This window comes from Anoxynatronum sibiricum, assembly GCF_039414295.1.
GTDB lineage: Bacteria > Bacillota > Clostridia > Peptostreptococcales > Tindalliaceae > Anoxynatronum > Anoxynatronum sibiricum.
In genome coordinates this window covers 160,520-175,916 of sequence record NZ_JBCITM010000005.1, presented here as the reverse complement: position 1 = coordinate 175,916, position 15,397 = coordinate 160,520, and the positions used below count along the sequence as shown (strand labels likewise).

At 51.2% G+C, this 15,397-nt stretch carries 12 protein-coding genes; 1 reads left to right on the top strand and 11 read right to left on the bottom strand.

The window, feature by feature from the left end:
* Positions 1–41: 41 nt before the first annotated feature.
* From AAIG11_RS06945 to AAIG11_RS06895, 11 genes are all read right to left on the bottom strand, one after another.
* The gene (locus tag AAIG11_RS06945; protein WP_343185510.1) at positions 42–1,058 is read right to left on the bottom strand and encodes a branched-chain amino acid ABC transporter permease; all 1,017 of its coding nucleotides are present in this window, start codon (positions 1,056–1,058) and stop codon (positions 42–44) included.
* Positions 1,059–1,062: 4 nt separating this feature from the next.
* Positions 1,063–1,932, bottom strand: a complete 870-nt coding sequence (locus tag AAIG11_RS06940) for a branched-chain amino acid ABC transporter permease (protein WP_343185509.1) — start codon at positions 1,930–1,932, stop codon at positions 1,063–1,065.
* Positions 1,933–2,075: 143 nt separating this feature from the next.
* On the bottom strand, positions 2,076–3,197 hold the full coding sequence (locus tag AAIG11_RS06935; RefSeq protein WP_343185508.1) for an ABC transporter substrate-binding protein: 1,122 nt from the start codon (positions 3,195–3,197) through the stop codon (positions 2,076–2,078).
* A gap of 104 nt (positions 3,198–3,301) precedes the next feature.
* Entirely contained in the window at positions 3,302–3,799 is a 498-nt protein-coding gene (locus AAIG11_RS06930) for an L-2-amino-thiazoline-4-carboxylic acid hydrolase (protein WP_343185507.1), read from the bottom strand.
* A gap of 349 nt (positions 3,800–4,148) precedes the next feature.
* Positions 4,149–4,877 (bottom strand): TVP38/TMEM64 family protein, encoded by a 729-nt coding sequence (locus AAIG11_RS06925; RefSeq protein WP_343185506.1) that lies wholly within the window; start codon positions 4,875–4,877, stop codon positions 4,149–4,151.
* Positions 4,878–5,225: 348 nt separating this feature from the next.
* Complete coding sequence (mltG, locus tag AAIG11_RS06920; protein WP_343185505.1) at positions 5,226–6,266, bottom strand: endolytic transglycosylase MltG; 1,041 nt, start codon at positions 6,264–6,266, stop codon at positions 5,226–5,228.
* Between the two features lie 39 nt (positions 6,267–6,305).
* Positions 6,306–8,831 carry a bifunctional diguanylate cyclase/phosphodiesterase gene (locus tag AAIG11_RS06915; protein ID WP_343185504.1) on the bottom strand — a complete coding sequence of 842 codons (2,526 nt, stop codon included), beginning with the start codon at positions 8,829–8,831 and terminating at the stop codon, positions 6,306–6,308.
* Between the two features lie 5 nt (positions 8,832–8,836).
* Positions 8,837–10,558, bottom strand: a complete 1,722-nt coding sequence (locus AAIG11_RS06910) for an ABC transporter substrate-binding protein (protein WP_343185503.1) — start codon at positions 10,556–10,558, stop codon at positions 8,837–8,839.
* Positions 10,559–11,031: 473 nt separating this feature from the next.
* Positions 11,032–11,247: a heavy-metal-associated domain-containing protein gene (locus tag AAIG11_RS06905; RefSeq protein ID WP_343185502.1), complete on the bottom strand. Its 216-nt coding sequence runs from the start codon at positions 11,245–11,247 to the stop codon at positions 11,032–11,034.
* Positions 11,248–11,388: 141 nt separating this feature from the next.
* Complete coding sequence (locus AAIG11_RS06900) at positions 11,389–13,899, bottom strand: heavy metal translocating P-type ATPase (RefSeq protein WP_343185501.1); 2,511 nt, start codon at positions 13,897–13,899, stop codon at positions 11,389–11,391.
* A gap of 240 nt (positions 13,900–14,139) precedes the next feature.
* Positions 14,140–14,430 (bottom strand): metal-sensitive transcriptional regulator, encoded by a 291-nt coding sequence (locus AAIG11_RS06895; RefSeq protein ID WP_343185500.1) that lies wholly within the window; start codon positions 14,428–14,430, stop codon positions 14,140–14,142.
* 234 nt (positions 14,431–14,664) lie between these two features.
* Here AAIG11_RS06895 and AAIG11_RS06890 point away from each other — a divergent pair, with 234 nt between their 5' ends.
* The gene (locus AAIG11_RS06890; protein ID WP_343185499.1) at positions 14,665–15,318 is read left to right on the top strand and encodes a GNAT family N-acetyltransferase; all 654 of its coding nucleotides are present in this window, start codon (positions 14,665–14,667) and stop codon (positions 15,316–15,318) included.
* The last annotated feature ends 79 nt before the right edge of the window (positions 15,319–15,397 follow it).

The window sequence follows — 15,397 nt, the reverse complement described above, 5'->3', positions numbered from 1 at the left end:
AGTACCTTCCTTTATCGGATTCTGATCGGTTGCCCTTCTCCTCATTGATTGTCAACCTTCATCCCCTTGGGAAAGGCATAATCCGTTTTCTGCTGACCACCCAGCAGCCCCTGTGGACGGAATCGCATCATGAGCACCAATATCAGCCCATACAACACAAAGCGATACTCCTGAACAAAACGCAGCAGTTCAGGAAAACTAATCAACAGGATGGCTCCTAAAAACATTCCCTTGATGGTTCCCATTCCTCCCAAAATCACAATGCTCAGGATCAGGATTGATGTATCAAAGGTGAAGGTGTTTGGATCGATAAATCGAATCATGTGTGCGTAGAAAGCACCGGCCAGGCCTGCGAAAAAAGCACCCACGACAAACGCAATGATTTTGTAATAAGTGGTGCGTACGCCCATCATGACTGCCGCCACTTCATCATCCCGTATGGCTGTCAGCGCTCGTCCAAATTTGGACCTGACAATGAAATGCATGACCAGGGTGGTCACCAGAAGCAGCGCCAGCACCAGGTAATACATGCCGTTGTTTGCAATCGTCAGCTCAATGCCAAAAAAGACCGGTCGCGGGATTCTGGAAATGCCCAGGGGGCCATTGGTGACCCTCTCCCAGTTAAGAAAGATCATCCGCACCACTTCTGCAAATCCCAGCGTGGTGATCGCCAGATACGTTCCGGAGAGTCTTAACGTCGGAAGTCCGAGCAAAAGCCCCATTAATGCAGCGACACAGGCCGCGATGGGAGCGGTGATAAAAAAGCTGACGCCGTAGGTCACACTAATAATCGCCGACGTATAGGCTCCAATGGCATAAAAGGCTGCGTGCCCCAGGGAGGTCTGCCCGGCATAGCCTGTGATCAGTCCCAGCGACATGCCAAGCATGCTGTAGACACAGATCATGATAATGATGCGCATGATATACTGGGAGTTCAGCAGGTAAGGCAGTGCCAGCAGCAACAGCAACAGCCCTGCAATGATGTGGTTCCGGTACTGATCCATTTTACGATAAAGCGGTATGCGTTTTTCTTTTATTAATCTCCTCAACTCATCCATGGATTCACACCTTCTTTATGCCTTTCTTTCCGAATAAACCGTTGGGTCTAACCAGAAGAACAAGAATCAGAATAATAAAAGCCACTGCATCCCGGTAACTGCCGCCGAGATAGGTTGCTGCAAAGGTCTCGGAAATGCCCACCACCAATCCGCCGATGACGGATCCGTACAGGATTCCTATGCCGCCCAGCACCGCTGCTGAGAACGCTTTCAGCCCTGGCATAAATCCCATTCCCGGTGACACCATCTGGTAGTAGCCGCTCACCAAAGTGCCTGCAATGGCAGCAGAAACGCCTCCCAGAAAAAAGGTGAAGGTCACCACTCGATTGACATTGATTCCCATTAGATACGATGCTTTGGCATTTTGCTCCACGCCTCTCATGGCCAGGCCTACCTTTGTGTAATGGATAATTGCCGTCAAAGCCACCAAAAGAACTAATGAGATGAAAAAGATGGCGATTTGTGTGCTTCCCACATTAACTCCAAAAATATGAACTGTTCCATAGTTGAACAGCCGGGGAAAACTCTTTGTTTCACTGCCAAAAACAATCATCAGCATGTTTTGAATGATGTAGGATATGCCGATGGTTGTAATGAGTGCGGCAATTGGTTTGGAGCCTTTCATTCGCAGGGGCTCCAGAGAAAGTTTGTCGATGGCAATGCCCAGCATTCCCGTGAAAATCATACTGGCAATGACCGCCGGTACAATTCCGAACTCCATGGAAATAAAAAGCAATGACATGTGTGCGCCAAAAGCATAAACGGACCCATGGGAAAAATTCACCAGCCTTAATATGCCAAAAACAAGGGAGTAACCCACAGCAATTAAAGCGTAGATAATTCCAATGGTCAGTCCATTAATCAACTGTTCCATTACCATTCGTTCACCCCATCGCTTCTTTGTCACTACATTCCTGTCTCGGTGTTGGTATCATTAAAGATTGTTGGCTGCAGGGATGCGGCGCATCATCTGCTTTGGCATCCCTGCAGGTTTGCATATCACTTAATGTTATCGGTTTATCTTGCTTCCACAAACTCTCCCTGGTGAATTTTCACCACTGTGAAGGGCCGTACTGAATCTCTGGATTCATTAAAGGTTGTAAACCCTGTGACACCATTGTATTCAATGGCTGCCACCTGATCCCGAATGGCAGCACGATCCAGTTCACCCGCGTTTTGAATGGCAGTCAGGATAATGCCTGCACTGTCATAGGCCTGGGCGGTCAAGCTGCTGGGTGTTGATCCATGCGCTTCTTTGTAAGCTTCAACAAAGGCGACAACGTTTTCATCTGTGGAACCGTCGAAAAACTGGGTGGGGAAGTGAATACCTTCTGCACTGTCGCCGGCCAGTTCAATAAGCTGACGGCTATACGCATTGGAGAATCCTACAAACTGAATATCCGGGTTCACATCTTGATATTGAGATGCAAAGGGTCCCAGCACATTATACATGGCTGCCACAATAATCACTTCTGCACCAGCATTGTGAAGACGCGAAATGTTTGGACTGAAATCAACGGTGCCATCCAGAATTTCCTGATGATCCACCACCTCTGCACCAGCGGCTGCCACCAGTTCCTTTGTAATTTCAGCGGTGCTGGCACCCCAGTCGTTCCGAACTGACAGAATGCCCACTTTGCTTTTTCCGTAAAGCTCTGTTGCAATTGCCACGGCTGCTTCAGCTTCCACATTGATCACGGTGTTGTTTCTGAAAATGTAATCCCCTTCTTTTGTGAAGTCGGGATGAGATGCAGAAGGAGAGATATTCACGATGCCTGTTTCCTGGTAGGTGGGTGTTGCCGCCATACAGACACCACTGGCAAAGTGCCCCACCACTCCCATGATGTTGTCATCTGAGGCAATTCGCTCTGCGATGGTGGCTGCTTCTTCACCATCATTTTTATCATCATAGACCACCAGTTCTATCTGCTGACCTAATACACCGCCGTTTTCATTCCATTCATTGACCATCAATTCAACCGCATTTCGAAAACCGGTGCCGTATTCTGCAAAATCTCCGGTCATCGGTGCTGCTATTGCCATTTTAACCGATCCGGCATCTGTTGAGCTGCTTCCACAGCCAGTCATACTGACGAGAACCAAGGCAAGGATCAACATTAAACTGATTGTTTTTTTCATCTTTAAGCTCCTCTCATTCCTGTTCATGATCAACTGGTCAACTGTTTCAGAAATGCTGTGTCAGCCTTAGCAAATCCGTTATGTCCTGGTTTTAATTGCCTGCCTTATTTGGAGAAATGAAGCTTGCAGGTGGCACATCCCTTGGCAATGGTGTCACCCAGCTCAAAGGTTGCTCCGATAGCTTCTGCAATGCCACGATCACCATCCATTGCCATGTCACAAAGAAGATCAATGGTTTCGTTGTCCATTCCCAGCTTCTGCCAAGCACTCACCAGCGGGCAATAATTGAACTCAATTTTAAAGTTCTCTGTCTCCAGCTCTTTAATGTCCATTTCAAAAATATTAATGACATGACTGGTTAAGAAGGCATGTCTGAAATCAACCAGACTTTCTCCTTTTTCCATGGCTTTCTTAATGTTGGCGCCATGAATATTGCCCGTTTTTCTGATGGCCGCCCGGGTTATTTTTTCTGCATCACATCCGGCCTCTTTCGCCGCCAGATAAGTCAATCCCATCCAGGTGGCCCGGTGTTCAATGGCACCCCTCAGAAGTGCCGTTACGTCATCTTCCTGTTTTTTCTTTTGGTTATTGATGGTTGTCATTCACTTTTCCTCCATCCCTTTTTGTTATTAGTATCATTTTGAGACTCATTGTTTATTTGTCTCGTTATGATTATATTTCCTCTTTCTTAATAATGCAAGCAATTTTGTTATTTTTTCTGTCTGCTTGATCATTTCTGATGACTCACATTATAGCTCGTCTCATTATGATACATAAAAAAGCAAAAACACCTCCTTAAAATTCTTTGCCAATTTTAAGGGGTGCTTCATCATTTGTCATCTTGTATCAGTTCAGTTGAAACACTGTCGAAAGGCAATCACGTTGCCTCAACAGTCGTGAACAATCAATCTATCCCCTTCCCCAACAGAAGAACGCAACCACACCAATCCTTCAACAATCTGGTGGTTTCCAGGGAGGCACCGGCACTTCATTCTCTTTGGTACCATTCTCTTTGGTGCCAGCTTCTTTTGGCCGGCGTTTTTTCTGAACCCAGTGGTAGAGGTGGGGGCCCAGGGCGATGGCCAGCAGCAGCGAGTAAGCAGTGATGGTTTGGGGAGAAAAGTAGTTGTCCAGGTTGTCTGCCAGGTAGGTGTAGAGCACTCCCTTGGGAATGGCCCCCAGAAAAGTGCCCCAGATGAATTTTCGATAGGAGATGTTGGTGAGACCGGCGGCGTAGCTGATGATGTCGAAGGGCATTCCGGGAGAAACCCGCAGGGAAAAAGTTTTGCTCACCAGATTGGTGGCTGCGGCCTCCTGCACCTTGCGGATGTATTTTTCATGAACGATTTTGTAGAAAAGACACTGGAAACGGTGGGCCAGCCAGTAGCAGAGGCTGGAGGAGATTACCAGACCGCCGATGGCCAGGGCTGATCCCTGAAGGGTGCCAAAGGCAATGCCGCCGGTGATGAAAAAGACGGAAACAGGCATGAATAAAAAGGGACGGATGGCGGCCAGTCCAAAAAACAACAGCTTTCCCCAGAAACCGTAATGCCGCACCAGCTCCTGAATGTCGTCAGGGCGAAAAAAAGCGATCCAGGCAACGAGACTGTCGGCGGCGGTGAGATAGATGCCCAGCGCTGCCGCAGCCACCAGCAAGATAAGTACTCGTTTTCGATTCATGCCAGTCACCTCCTTTTCTCCCTTTTAATTGGTTCCTCTAAATCTATCCAATCCCCTGTCACCGGCGATTTTAAAGCTGTCCTTGCGTTGTCACATTTCCATTATTGTCATTCTTGTCATTGTCATCATCCTTCTCATTATCACTATGTATTTACCCGGTTCACTGCACCAGGTAACTTTTCACAAGAAGTGCCCTGCAGCACATTTTTCAACAGCTTTTTTGCGCGTGCTGTTTTTTTATCTCAAAAAAGCAGCACGCCTGGGTTGTCTGTCGACATCATCACCCCGCTGGCTGCTGCTTTCTTCATAGTGCATCTTTCTATTCAGACCATCATCATGGTCGCCACCTTACTCATCACTTCGGTTGCGGTAGGCCTCCACATTTTGAAGGTGGTCCCGGTACTCCCGGCTGAAATTGTGGCCGCCGTCGCCCACCACAAAGTAGAGATAGTCATTGTCTTCAGGGTAAAGGGCCGCTTCAATGGAAGCCCTGCCAGGGTTGGCAATGGGGCCAGGGGGGAGGCCCTTGTATTTGTAGGTGTTAAAAGGGTGGGGTTCTTCCAGGTCCCGGTAGAGGAGGCGGGTAGCCAGCTCCTGACCGTCATCCAGTCCATACAGCACTGAGGAGCAGAACTGAAGAAGCATGTCGATTTCCAGCCGATTATATACCACGCCGGCGATGGTGGGCCGTTCATGATCGCCAAAGGCTTCCTTTTCGATGAGGGAGGCCAGGGTCAGCAGCTGGTGGGTGGTGTACCCCATTTCTTCTGCCCGCTGGCGCCACTCTGGGGTGAGCACTTTTTCCATTTGCCGGGCCATCACTGCGACAATTTCATCGGCGGTGGCATCCACTTCAAACTGGTAGGTGTCGGGAAACAAGTAGCCTTCCAGGGGAAAATAGAGCTGACTGGCATCAAAGGAATAGTCGCCGGCTGCATGGTATCGCCGGGTGGCTTCCAGAAATTCTTCGGCATCGACAATCTCCCGCTCTTCCAGCCGACGGGCCATTTGATAAAGGGTGAAGCCTTCGGGAAAAGTGACCCGTACCTGTTCCCGCTGCTGGCGGTCGATGGTTAAGGCTTCGAAGACATCGTCGATGTGGCTGCCAGGCTCGATCACCAGGGTTCCCGGCTTGATGAGCCGGTCGATGCCTTCCTCCTGGCCTTTGCGGCGAAACCAGAGGGCACTGCGAATCACCCCTGCTTCTTTCAGTTGCTCCGACACCCGGTGCAGGCTGTCGCCGGGGGCAACGGTGATTTCTGCGGGATCTTCATGCACGGTGACAGACAGGGCCGCAGGGGCCAGCAGGTAAGCGCCTATTCCAAGGGCGGCACTGATGAAGATCAACAGGCCCGCCACTGTGAGTGTAATCAGGCATCCTTTTTTCATGGGCAATCCTCCTTGTCATTTCCCCATTTTACCATAAGCCTATGCTTCTTTGAAGAGGCTGGTAAAATTCTGATGAAAGAGATTCACGGCGTCTTCCGGCGGCAGGGGTTTACTGAACAGGTACCCCTGAATATAGTCGCAGCCGCAGGAAGCCAGCCGCCAAAACTGCTCTTTTTCTTCAACGCCCTCGGCAAGCACCTCCAGGTCCAAGCTGTGGATCAGGGCAATCATGCTGTCGATAACTGCCTGGCTGTTTTTTTCCAGATATCGGTCAATAAGGCTTTTATCCAGCTTCACCACATCTGCCGGCACTTCGGTGAGGTAGCTGAGGGAGGAGTAGCCGGTGCCGAAGTCGTCGATGCTGATTGCCACGCCCAGGTTTTTCAGCTGGTGAAGAAACCGCAGGGTCTCTTCCCGGTTGTCCAGAAAAATACTTTCGGTGATTTCGATCATAATCAGCTGGGGAGAGACGTTCATCTGGTAAAGTTCCCGCTTTAGAAAATCCACATAATCGGTGTCGTTGAGCTGCAGGGCTGAAAAATTGATGGATACGGGCATCACCGACAGCTCCTGCTCCTGCCAGGCTGCCACCTGCCGGATCACCGCCCGGGTTACCCAGCGTCCAATTTCAAGAATCAGCCCTATTTCTTCTGCCACGGAAATGAAGATGCCGGGGGGCACCGAAAAGTCCTTCAGGCGCAGCAGCGCTTCGAAGCCTGCCAGCTTTCCTGTTGCCACCATCACCTGGGCTTGGTAATGCAGGGTGAAACCGTCGGTTTCCAGCGCTTCCCGAAGAATGTTTTCCACCCGGGCTTTTTCCCGCATGCTTTTGGTCATGGATTCATCAAAGAAAAGATAATTGTTCTTCCCCATGGTTTTCACACGGTGAAGAGCCATATCGGCTTTCATGATCAGCGCCTCCGGGTCTTGCCCATGTTCCGGATAAGTGGCAATGCCCATGCTCAGAGTCAGATGAACACTGGTCTCCTCCACCGAAAAGTGCCGGCTGAAATGGCTTTTTATGGTCATCGCGACAGATTCCACCTGTCGTGAATCGGTGGGTCTGTCCAGTAAAATCAGAAACTCATCGCCGCCAAACCTGGAGAGAAACACACTTTCCCCCAGCAGGGAAACAAGCTCTGCTCCCATCTGTTTTAATACTTTGTCTCCAAATATATGCCCCATGGTATCGTTGATACTTTTGAAGTTATCGGTGTCCACCAGAATCACCGCCCCCTGAAACTCATGCTGCAGGCAGCTGGCCAGCCGCTCCATGAAATGACGCCGGTTGGGAAGCTGTGTCAGGTCGTCATGATAGGCCTGGTGTTGAATCCATTCCTGCTGCTCTGTGATGTAGGCCAGCTGATCGTTGAGAGCTTCTTCAGAGGCCTGGATGCGCTGGTAGGCTTCGGTGATGTTCTGGTTGGATATTTCCAGGTCACGCTGGTTTTCCTGGAGGCTGGTGAAGTACTGTTGGGTGCGGTCCAGGATTTGGTTGATGGTGGCCGCCAGACCCAGGAAAGGATTGCCCGGGGAGAGCTGAATGCGGTAATCCATCTGTTCTTTGATGTCAATGCTGCTGATGCCTGCGTCCAGCTCTTTCACCGGTGCCATCACATGCCGCCGCTGGAGCCACAAAAAGGCCAGCAGCACCGCCAGTGCCGTTGCCACGAAAATCAGGGTCATTTGGTGAAAATGGTCATACACCGAGGCCATGGACATGCCCACGATGAGCACATGGCCGATTTCTCCATCGGTGACAATGGGCGTGATCACCTCCATCACCCGTTCATTTCTGGATTCGTCATACCACTCTGCTACCTTTGTAGCTCCGCGAAAAGCTGCCTGCATGGCCGCTTCTTCCTCTGGAACGTAACGAATGCCAAGATCTTTCAGATCAGAGTCGGCGATGGCCGTCATCTGACGGTCCACCACCAGGGCATAGGTGAGGTTTTCACTTTCAGCCACCTGTGCCACCAGTGTCTGATAGCCGAACTGCCGGGTCAGCTCCAACACATTATCTGCCAGAATGCCTGACCGGACAAATTTGCCGCTGGGATGCTTCAGGGCACCGTATTGATAGTTCTCACCAGTCAAGCTGATAAATCTCAAGGGCTCCATCAACTCCTGATCAGTGCCACGCAAAAAAGCATATAAAGGATCACCGGCGGCAACAGGCCGTCGCCGAGAATTGTCACTGGCAAACAGCACCTGTCCGTCAGCATCATGCCAGGTGATTTCATCCATAAGAGTGATTTGTGTCAAGTGGGTGAGGTAATCATCGCTCACCTGATCGCTGTTGGCCACCACCAGCTGGTTGGCACTGCTAATGTGGGTTTCCATCATGTGCCGGGCCAGTCTGACAGAAGACTCATTCCCCTGAATCTGGCGGACAATCTGGTGGGCCAGGGTGACGCCATCTTCTTTAATTTGGTTTATGATCAAATGCCTGCTGGTGTAGGCACCGGCCACACTGATGATGATCAGGCCCAGGGTTACCAGGATCATGGGGTAGCCGATGAGCTTGGTGCGTTTGATCAACCGGGGTGGGGGCTGTTGTGTCATGGGGGTCACTCCTTCCAGCAGATCCGGCCCTGTTCATCCCAGGTGTATCCGGTTTCATGCAGCATTTCTCTGGCTTTGGTGATATCGAAGGGGTATTGGGTGACAGCCGGATTTTTCCAGAATACATTGCCTGTGGAAATGGGCTGCCCAGGACCACCCACATCTCCAAGACCTTCAAGGTATTGGGAAATCAGGTAATCCAGATCCATGGCCATGGCAGCGGCCTGGCGCATCACCGGGTCATTAAAGGGAGGGCGGGAGCAGTTGAACCCCAGATAATGAAAACCCAGATCAGGCACCTGAATCACTTTGATTTCAGAGAATGCCTCTGCCCTAGAGAGCTGTTCCGGTTCCAGATTCACCCCGGTCATATCTGCCTCGCCGGAAAGAAGTGCCTGAAACACGCTTTCTGTATCGGGGTAAAGGCGGTAGATGAGCTCATCAAGGTCCACGTCGTCGGCTGCAAAATAATGGGGATTTTTTCGAAAGGTGATCCGTTTTCCATGTTCCCAGGTTTCAAAAATCAGGGGTCCGCTGCCCACCAGGGGAACTGGCATATTCTCTGATGCTCCCGGTGTTGTGGGAGCTGCTCTTTCATATTCGGGCAGGAATCCTGACCACAGGTGCTCCGGCAGAATGGGAATCTGGGCCAGGGTCATGGTGATGAAAGCCGCATAGGGCTCTTTCAGCCGAAAACGGATGGTGCGGTCTGGCAGCAGCACCACTTCTTCAATGGGGTCTAAAAAAGCGGCAAAATAAGTGACACCTCGCTCCCGCATCATGTCGTAGGTGAATACCACATCTTCAGGTCTCACAGGCTGGCCATCATGAAACGTCATCCCTTCCCGTAGAATCACGTCGATGGTGACGTCATTCACCTGGCGGATCTCCCGGGCGGCCCATGGTTTCGGCTGAAAATACTGGTTTACCCTGGCCAGTTTATCGTACATCAGGCGCAGCAGCTTCCATTCCCATACGGTGGAGGCGGTAAGAGGATTCAGGGAAGAGGGCTCCTGGTTGCTGGCGATGACCAGCCGGGCCATGGTCTCTTTAGCGTGTGCATTTCGAGGCTGGGCATGAAAAGGCAGCCATTCGTGGTAAATGCCTTCCCCCGCCATGGCAGTCATGTTTTCCCATCGATCCTGACGATAGGCCTGCACCACCCGGCGGTAAAAGAGTGTCACATAGGGAACATCCTGGGCCAGCTTCTCCTGGGCGGCATACACCACTTCTCTGCGCACATCGGGGTTCATGACCCGGCGCTGGGCTTCAGCCAGGGCATCGTAGGCTTCATTTCGGTATTCGCAATAGTTGTTCCCCATGATGCCTGCCTGCGAGGAATGGGCAATGGAGTAAATGAACATATCCGGGTCAGCCCGCTCCACCCGGCCTGTCCAGCTCATGGTGAAGGCATCCCAGTCTTTTTCCTCTGGATCAAAATTTCGTACAGCATGGGTGAGTTCATTGAACTCCATGGGAATTACTTCCACTTCAAATCCCAGCTGTTGCCACCAGTCTGCCATTTGATGGGCCGCATGATACCGTATCGGGTCATAGCTTTCGGTGTTGGTGAGGAGGGTGAGGGGAGGTATTTGGCGATGGGTGGCGCCTGGCAACGAAGCCGGGGCAAGGCCACAGGCGGCGAAGATCATCAGTACCGACAAGGCAAGGAAGACGATCAATGGATACCAGCGTTTTCGCTGATGAGATGGGTTCATCAATTTCATTGTCACCACCGCCTGAGGAAATGTGTGAGGGTGAAAAGGCGCAATTCCATTGATGGAACCACACCTATACAGCACCTTACCTTATGCAGAACCATACCGCTAAAGATTGCGGGCTCATTGTCAGACTTTTTCCAATGTTTACCCCCATTGTATCTCATTTTTTCCTTTCCGGTCAACCGTCAGGCTTTCACACCATTTCTCCTCCTGACAAAAGGATTCAGCTTGAAAAGACTTTATCCATGGCTTCTTTGCCCAGGCTGTTGTCCTTCCATAAAAAAAGGGCCGGCAAGGACTGTTAACAGCCTTCTGCCGGCGTAGGACAATGGTGAGCGTTTTAGAACGAAGCGTGTCCCCAAAGAGATCATTGGGTTCCTGCAGAAACAGCGATTGCAGTGATTGCATCTATTGGAGTAATTGCAGTGATTGCAGTGATTGCAGTGATTGCAGTGATTGCAGTGCTGCGCGTTAGCCCCTTACTGCTGCTGAATAGCAATCACGTCGTAACCGGCGTCATCGATGGCTTCCCTGATGAGGGCATCATCCACCGGGGCCGCCAGGTTGATGATGGCATTTTCACCTTCAAGATCCACCACCACATCAGTGACCCCCTCAAGTCCCTTCAGCATTTTTTCAACGCGGGCACTGCAGTGGCCGCAGGTCATTCCTTTAATTTTAACCAGTTTACGCATGGGATCATCTCCTTTCTCGTCTTCAATTCTTCAATCATTTTCAGCAAATGTGTCAAACCGCTTTTATCAACGACTACAGTTTCTTTCATGGAATATTTCAAACCTCTTTCATGAAATACCCCATTTTAAAAGGTTTATGCATCAGGATTTCACGTATCCCGGCTTGATGTTGGCCCGCTTCAGCCGCAGGGAGTTGTACACCACGTTGAGAGAACTGATGCTCATGGCGGCGGCACCGATCATGGGATGCAAGAGCCCCAGCATGGCCACGGGAATGGCAATGGCATTGTAGAACCAGGCCCAGAAGTAATTTTCCTTGATTTTTCGAAAGGTGGCTTTTGAAAGCAGAATGGCAGAAATAATGCCGCTCAACTCTCCCTTCACCAGTGTCACATCGGCGGCCTCAATGGCAATGTCGGTACCGGTGCCGATGGCAATGCCGATGTTGGCCTGCTTTAGAGCGGGGGCATCGTTGATGCCGTCTCCCACCATGGCCACAGTACCGTACTGAGCCTGCAGCTTTTTGACTTCATCCACCTTGCCCTCCGGCAGCACTTCGGCAATCACGTAACCCACGCCGGCCTGACGGGCAATGGCATTGGCGGTGCGCTGGTTGTCACCGGTGACCATGGCTGTTTGAATACCCATCTCATGGAGCTCTTTAATGGCAGCAGCAGAATCGCTTTTCATGGGGTCAGCCACTGCGATGATTCCCGCCAGTGCCTTCCCGGCAGCCACCAGCATCACGGTTTTGGCTTCTTCTTCCAGGGCGGCAATGGTATTTTCCCACTGGCTGAAATCAATGCCCTGGGCGCTCATCAGCTTTCGGTTGCCCATGAATGCCCGGGTACCGTCAGCCAGTTCTCCCTGAATGCCAAACCCTGGCAGGGCTTCAAAATTTGTGACAGCGTTGGGGGTCATGCCTTTTTCTTTGGCTTTTTCCATGATGGCAAAGGCCAAGGGATGCTCTGAAGACTGTTCCAGATCGGCGGCCAGCTGCCACAGCCGGGATTCGTCGCCGGCGTCCGTCACCTGTACATCAGTGACGGCGGGGCGGCCCAAAGTGATGGTGCCTGTTTTATCAAAAATGATCATTTTCAGCTCTTTAAAGGTTTGCACCGCTTCGCCGTTACGAATGAGAATGCCGTTTTCGGCACCCATGCCGCTGCCAACCATGAGAGCAGTGGGGGTTCCCAGACCAAGAGCGCAGGGGCAGGCGATAACCAGCACGGCGGTGGCCGTGACAAAGGCGATGGACAGGGTGCCCGCTCCCGGACGCACCCAGGGAAGGTACTGAGCTCCCCATATCAGGATGCCCTGATGAAATTCAGGAAACAGCAGGTTGGAGGTAAATACCAGGAGGGTAATTACCAGAATGGCCGGTACAAAAAAGCCGGTGATGCGGTCGGCATATTCCTGAATGGGTACCTTGGAGCCCTGGCAGGATTCCACCAGCTGAATCACCTGAGACAGAAAAGTGTCTTTGCCGGTTTTGGTTACCTGCACTTTCATGACGCCCTGCTTGTTGATGGTGGCACCAATGACGGTGTCACCCACGGTACGGGTCACTGGCATGGATTCTCCAGTGGCCATGGACTCATCCACAGTGCTCTGCCCTTCCATTACCTGGCCGTCGGTGGGAATTTTTTCACCGGGGCGAACAATCATCACGTCTCCAGGGCGCAGGTCTTCTACAGGCACCTGCACTTCTTCCCCGCTCAGAATGATATTGGCGGTTTTAGCACCCATTTCAATGAGCTTCTTGATGGCCTGAGAGGCCCGGCCCTTGGCCCTGGTTTCCAGGTATTTTCCCACCAGGTGGAGGGTCATGATACTGCTGGCCATTTCTGTGAAGGCCTGCAGTGGCAGGAAAAAGGCCATGAGTCCGATAAGGTAGGGGGGAACAGACCCCAGGGTCACCAGCACGTCCATGTTGGGGCTTTTGTTCTTGACAGCGTTCCAGCTGGCCCGGTGAACATGACGGCCCAGCAGGAAGATATTGGGCAATGCCAGCAGGTTAATGATCCACAGGTAATAGGGGGGATGGACCCCGAACATTTTGATGATCATCAACACCATGATGGTACTGGAAAGGATGGCCGATTTCAGCATACGACTGCGGGCGGCACCCATCATGACTTCTTCCTGGTCAACGGCCTGGGCGCCGGTTTGTTCCGGCAGCAGCTCGTACCCCAGGTCTTTCACTTTTTTCTCCAGGGAAGCCAGTCGCACCTGTGAAGGGTCATAGGTGACAGTGAGTTTTTCAGCGGCAAAGTTCACGGCGGCCTGTTCCACCCCGGCCATTTTATTCAGCCCCCGCTCGATGGCGGCTGAGCAGGCGGTGCAGGTCATCCCGGCCACTTTAAGGGTTTTGGTTTCGGTGGCAGGTAACGCGGCAGCAGGTTCCTGAGAGGTTGTGGGAGATCCCTGCTCCTCCGCGGTATCCATCAGGGGGGTGTACCCCAGCTTCTCCACAATGCCGCTGATTTCTTCCAGGGAAATAGCGGTTTCATCATAAGCAAGGTGCAGCTTCTCAGTGGCAAAGTTAATGGCAGCTTTGGAAACCCCGGGAGTTTTGCCCAGTTTCTTTTCAATGGCGGCAGAGCAGGATGTGCAGCTCATGCCGGCTACTTTTACAGCAGTTTCTTTCATGTCAAATCACTTCTTTCTTTGTAATGAAAAGCTGAATGAACCATTTCATCCACCCTCGAATCTGTTACTGAGTATGGCCTCTGTTTCTGATCGTCAAGCCTGCTCAACTAATCGAGTCCGGTCTTTTAGCCCTTGTTGACCTATTGACACGCTTCAGACTGTCGACAATGCATCATGAAGGCAACTGCCCTTGTCACAAGCTTTTGTCTTCACCCGCGACCGTTGAACATGTTTTCTGTTTTATTTGGTGATTTTTTTGATGGTGGTGAGAATTTCTTCCACCACATCGGTATCGCCGTGTTGAATCTGATGCACTACACAGTGCTTCACGTGACTTTCCAGCAGCACCATTTCAATGGATCGAAGGGCCGACCGGGCCGCCTCCAGCTGGTGGAGAATGTCATCACAGTAGGTTTCCTGTTCAATGAGTTTTTTGATGCCCCTGATTTGACCTTCCACCCGATTCAGGCGGTGCACCAGTCCCTTTTGTACTTCTGCAGAATGCATGGATGGCTTTTTTTCTTCAGGCAACGAACTCCCTCCTTTCCACTTTTCTTCTCATCTGGGTTCATTATACCATACCCCCCTATGGTATGCAAGGGATAATCGCTTGTTTGACACACTTTGATCCATGTACTATAATAGTGACGGTAGCAATAATTCGTGCGGCTCCCTTTATAACTGTCTTATAAAGGGTTTTTTTACCCGCTGCAGCTCGTCAGGCAGTGACTGTCATCCCCGGTGCCGCCAGAAGGAGGGAACCCGATGCAACCAGGCCGAATCGAGAAAGAACAGTTGAGGTTTCGCAGTTATATAAAGGTGCGCAGGGTGACGGAAGCCGATATTGGCGCCGTTTATCAAATTGCATCTTCTGTGGGAAAAAGTGATAAAGACTCCACCCAGGGGTTCCTGGTGGATGATTACGCCTCAGAGCCTGCTTTTTACATGGAAAAGTTCACTGCACTGGCACAACGCCTGGATCATTTCTATGTGGCAGAAAACGTTTCCAGTTCGACAAAACCCCTGGTGGTGGGATTTTTAATGGCCTATACCCGGGATCAATGGCTGGAGGATAACCCTGACTGGATTGAGGAGGTCAAATGGCACCCCCTCTTTGACCAGGAACGACTGAACAGTTTTGTGGTGGTTGATAAAACCGCCATTCGCGCCCACCTCACCGGTCATGGGATCGGCAGCGAACTTTACAAACGGCTCATCGCCGACATACGCCCCAAAGACATTACCACCATCATGGCTGAAACCATCATCAGCCCCATTCCCAATTTTGCTTCTTTGGCTTTTCGCAAGAAACAGCAGTATACCCTGGCCGGCGTTCGTTACGAACCTTATCTGGGTGAAATGTATACCGACCTGATTTACTTCAAGGATATCGCTGGAGTCGCAGTGGATAAGGCGTAGGGAACAGAGATTCGGGAATCGCGAATCGTAAAAAGCAAAAAATGAAAGAGCACCCCGCGGGGTGCTCTTTTGAGGTTGA

Coding starts and splice junctions, on each gene's coding strand:
- AAIG11_RS06945 (WP_343185510.1), bottom strand. CDS start 1,058: ATGGATGAGTTGAGGAGATTAATAAAAGAAAAACGCATACCGCTTTAT.
- AAIG11_RS06940 (WP_343185509.1), bottom strand. CDS start 1,932: ATGGAACAGTTGATTAATGGACTGACCATTGGAATTATCTACGCTTTA.
- AAIG11_RS06935 (WP_343185508.1), bottom strand. CDS start 3,197: ATGAAAAAAACAATCAGTTTAATGTTGATCCTTGCCTTGGTTCTCGTC.
- AAIG11_RS06930 (WP_343185507.1), bottom strand. CDS start 3,799: ATGACAACCATCAATAACCAAAAGAAAAAACAGGAAGATGACGTAACG.
- AAIG11_RS06925 (WP_343185506.1), bottom strand. CDS start 4,877: ATGAATCGAAAACGAGTACTTATCTTGCTGGTGGCTGCGGCAGCGCTG.
- mltG (WP_343185505.1), bottom strand. CDS start 6,266: ATGAAAAAAGGATGCCTGATTACACTCACAGTGGCGGGCCTGTTGATC.
- AAIG11_RS06915 (WP_343185504.1), bottom strand. CDS start 8,831: ATGACACAACAGCCCCCACCCCGGTTGATCAAACGCACCAAGCTCATC.
- AAIG11_RS06910 (WP_343185503.1), bottom strand. CDS start 10,558: ATGAAATTGATGAACCCATCTCATCAGCGAAAACGCTGGTATCCATTG.
- AAIG11_RS06905 (WP_343185502.1), bottom strand. CDS start 11,247: ATGCGTAAACTGGTTAAAATTAAAGGAATGACCTGCGGCCACTGCAGT.
- AAIG11_RS06900 (WP_343185501.1), bottom strand. CDS start 13,899: ATGAAAGAAACTGCTGTAAAAGTAGCCGGCATGAGCTGCACATCCTGC.
- AAIG11_RS06890 (WP_343185499.1), top strand. CDS start 14,665: ATGCAACCAGGCCGAATCGAGAAAGAACAGTTGAGGTTTCGCAGTTAT.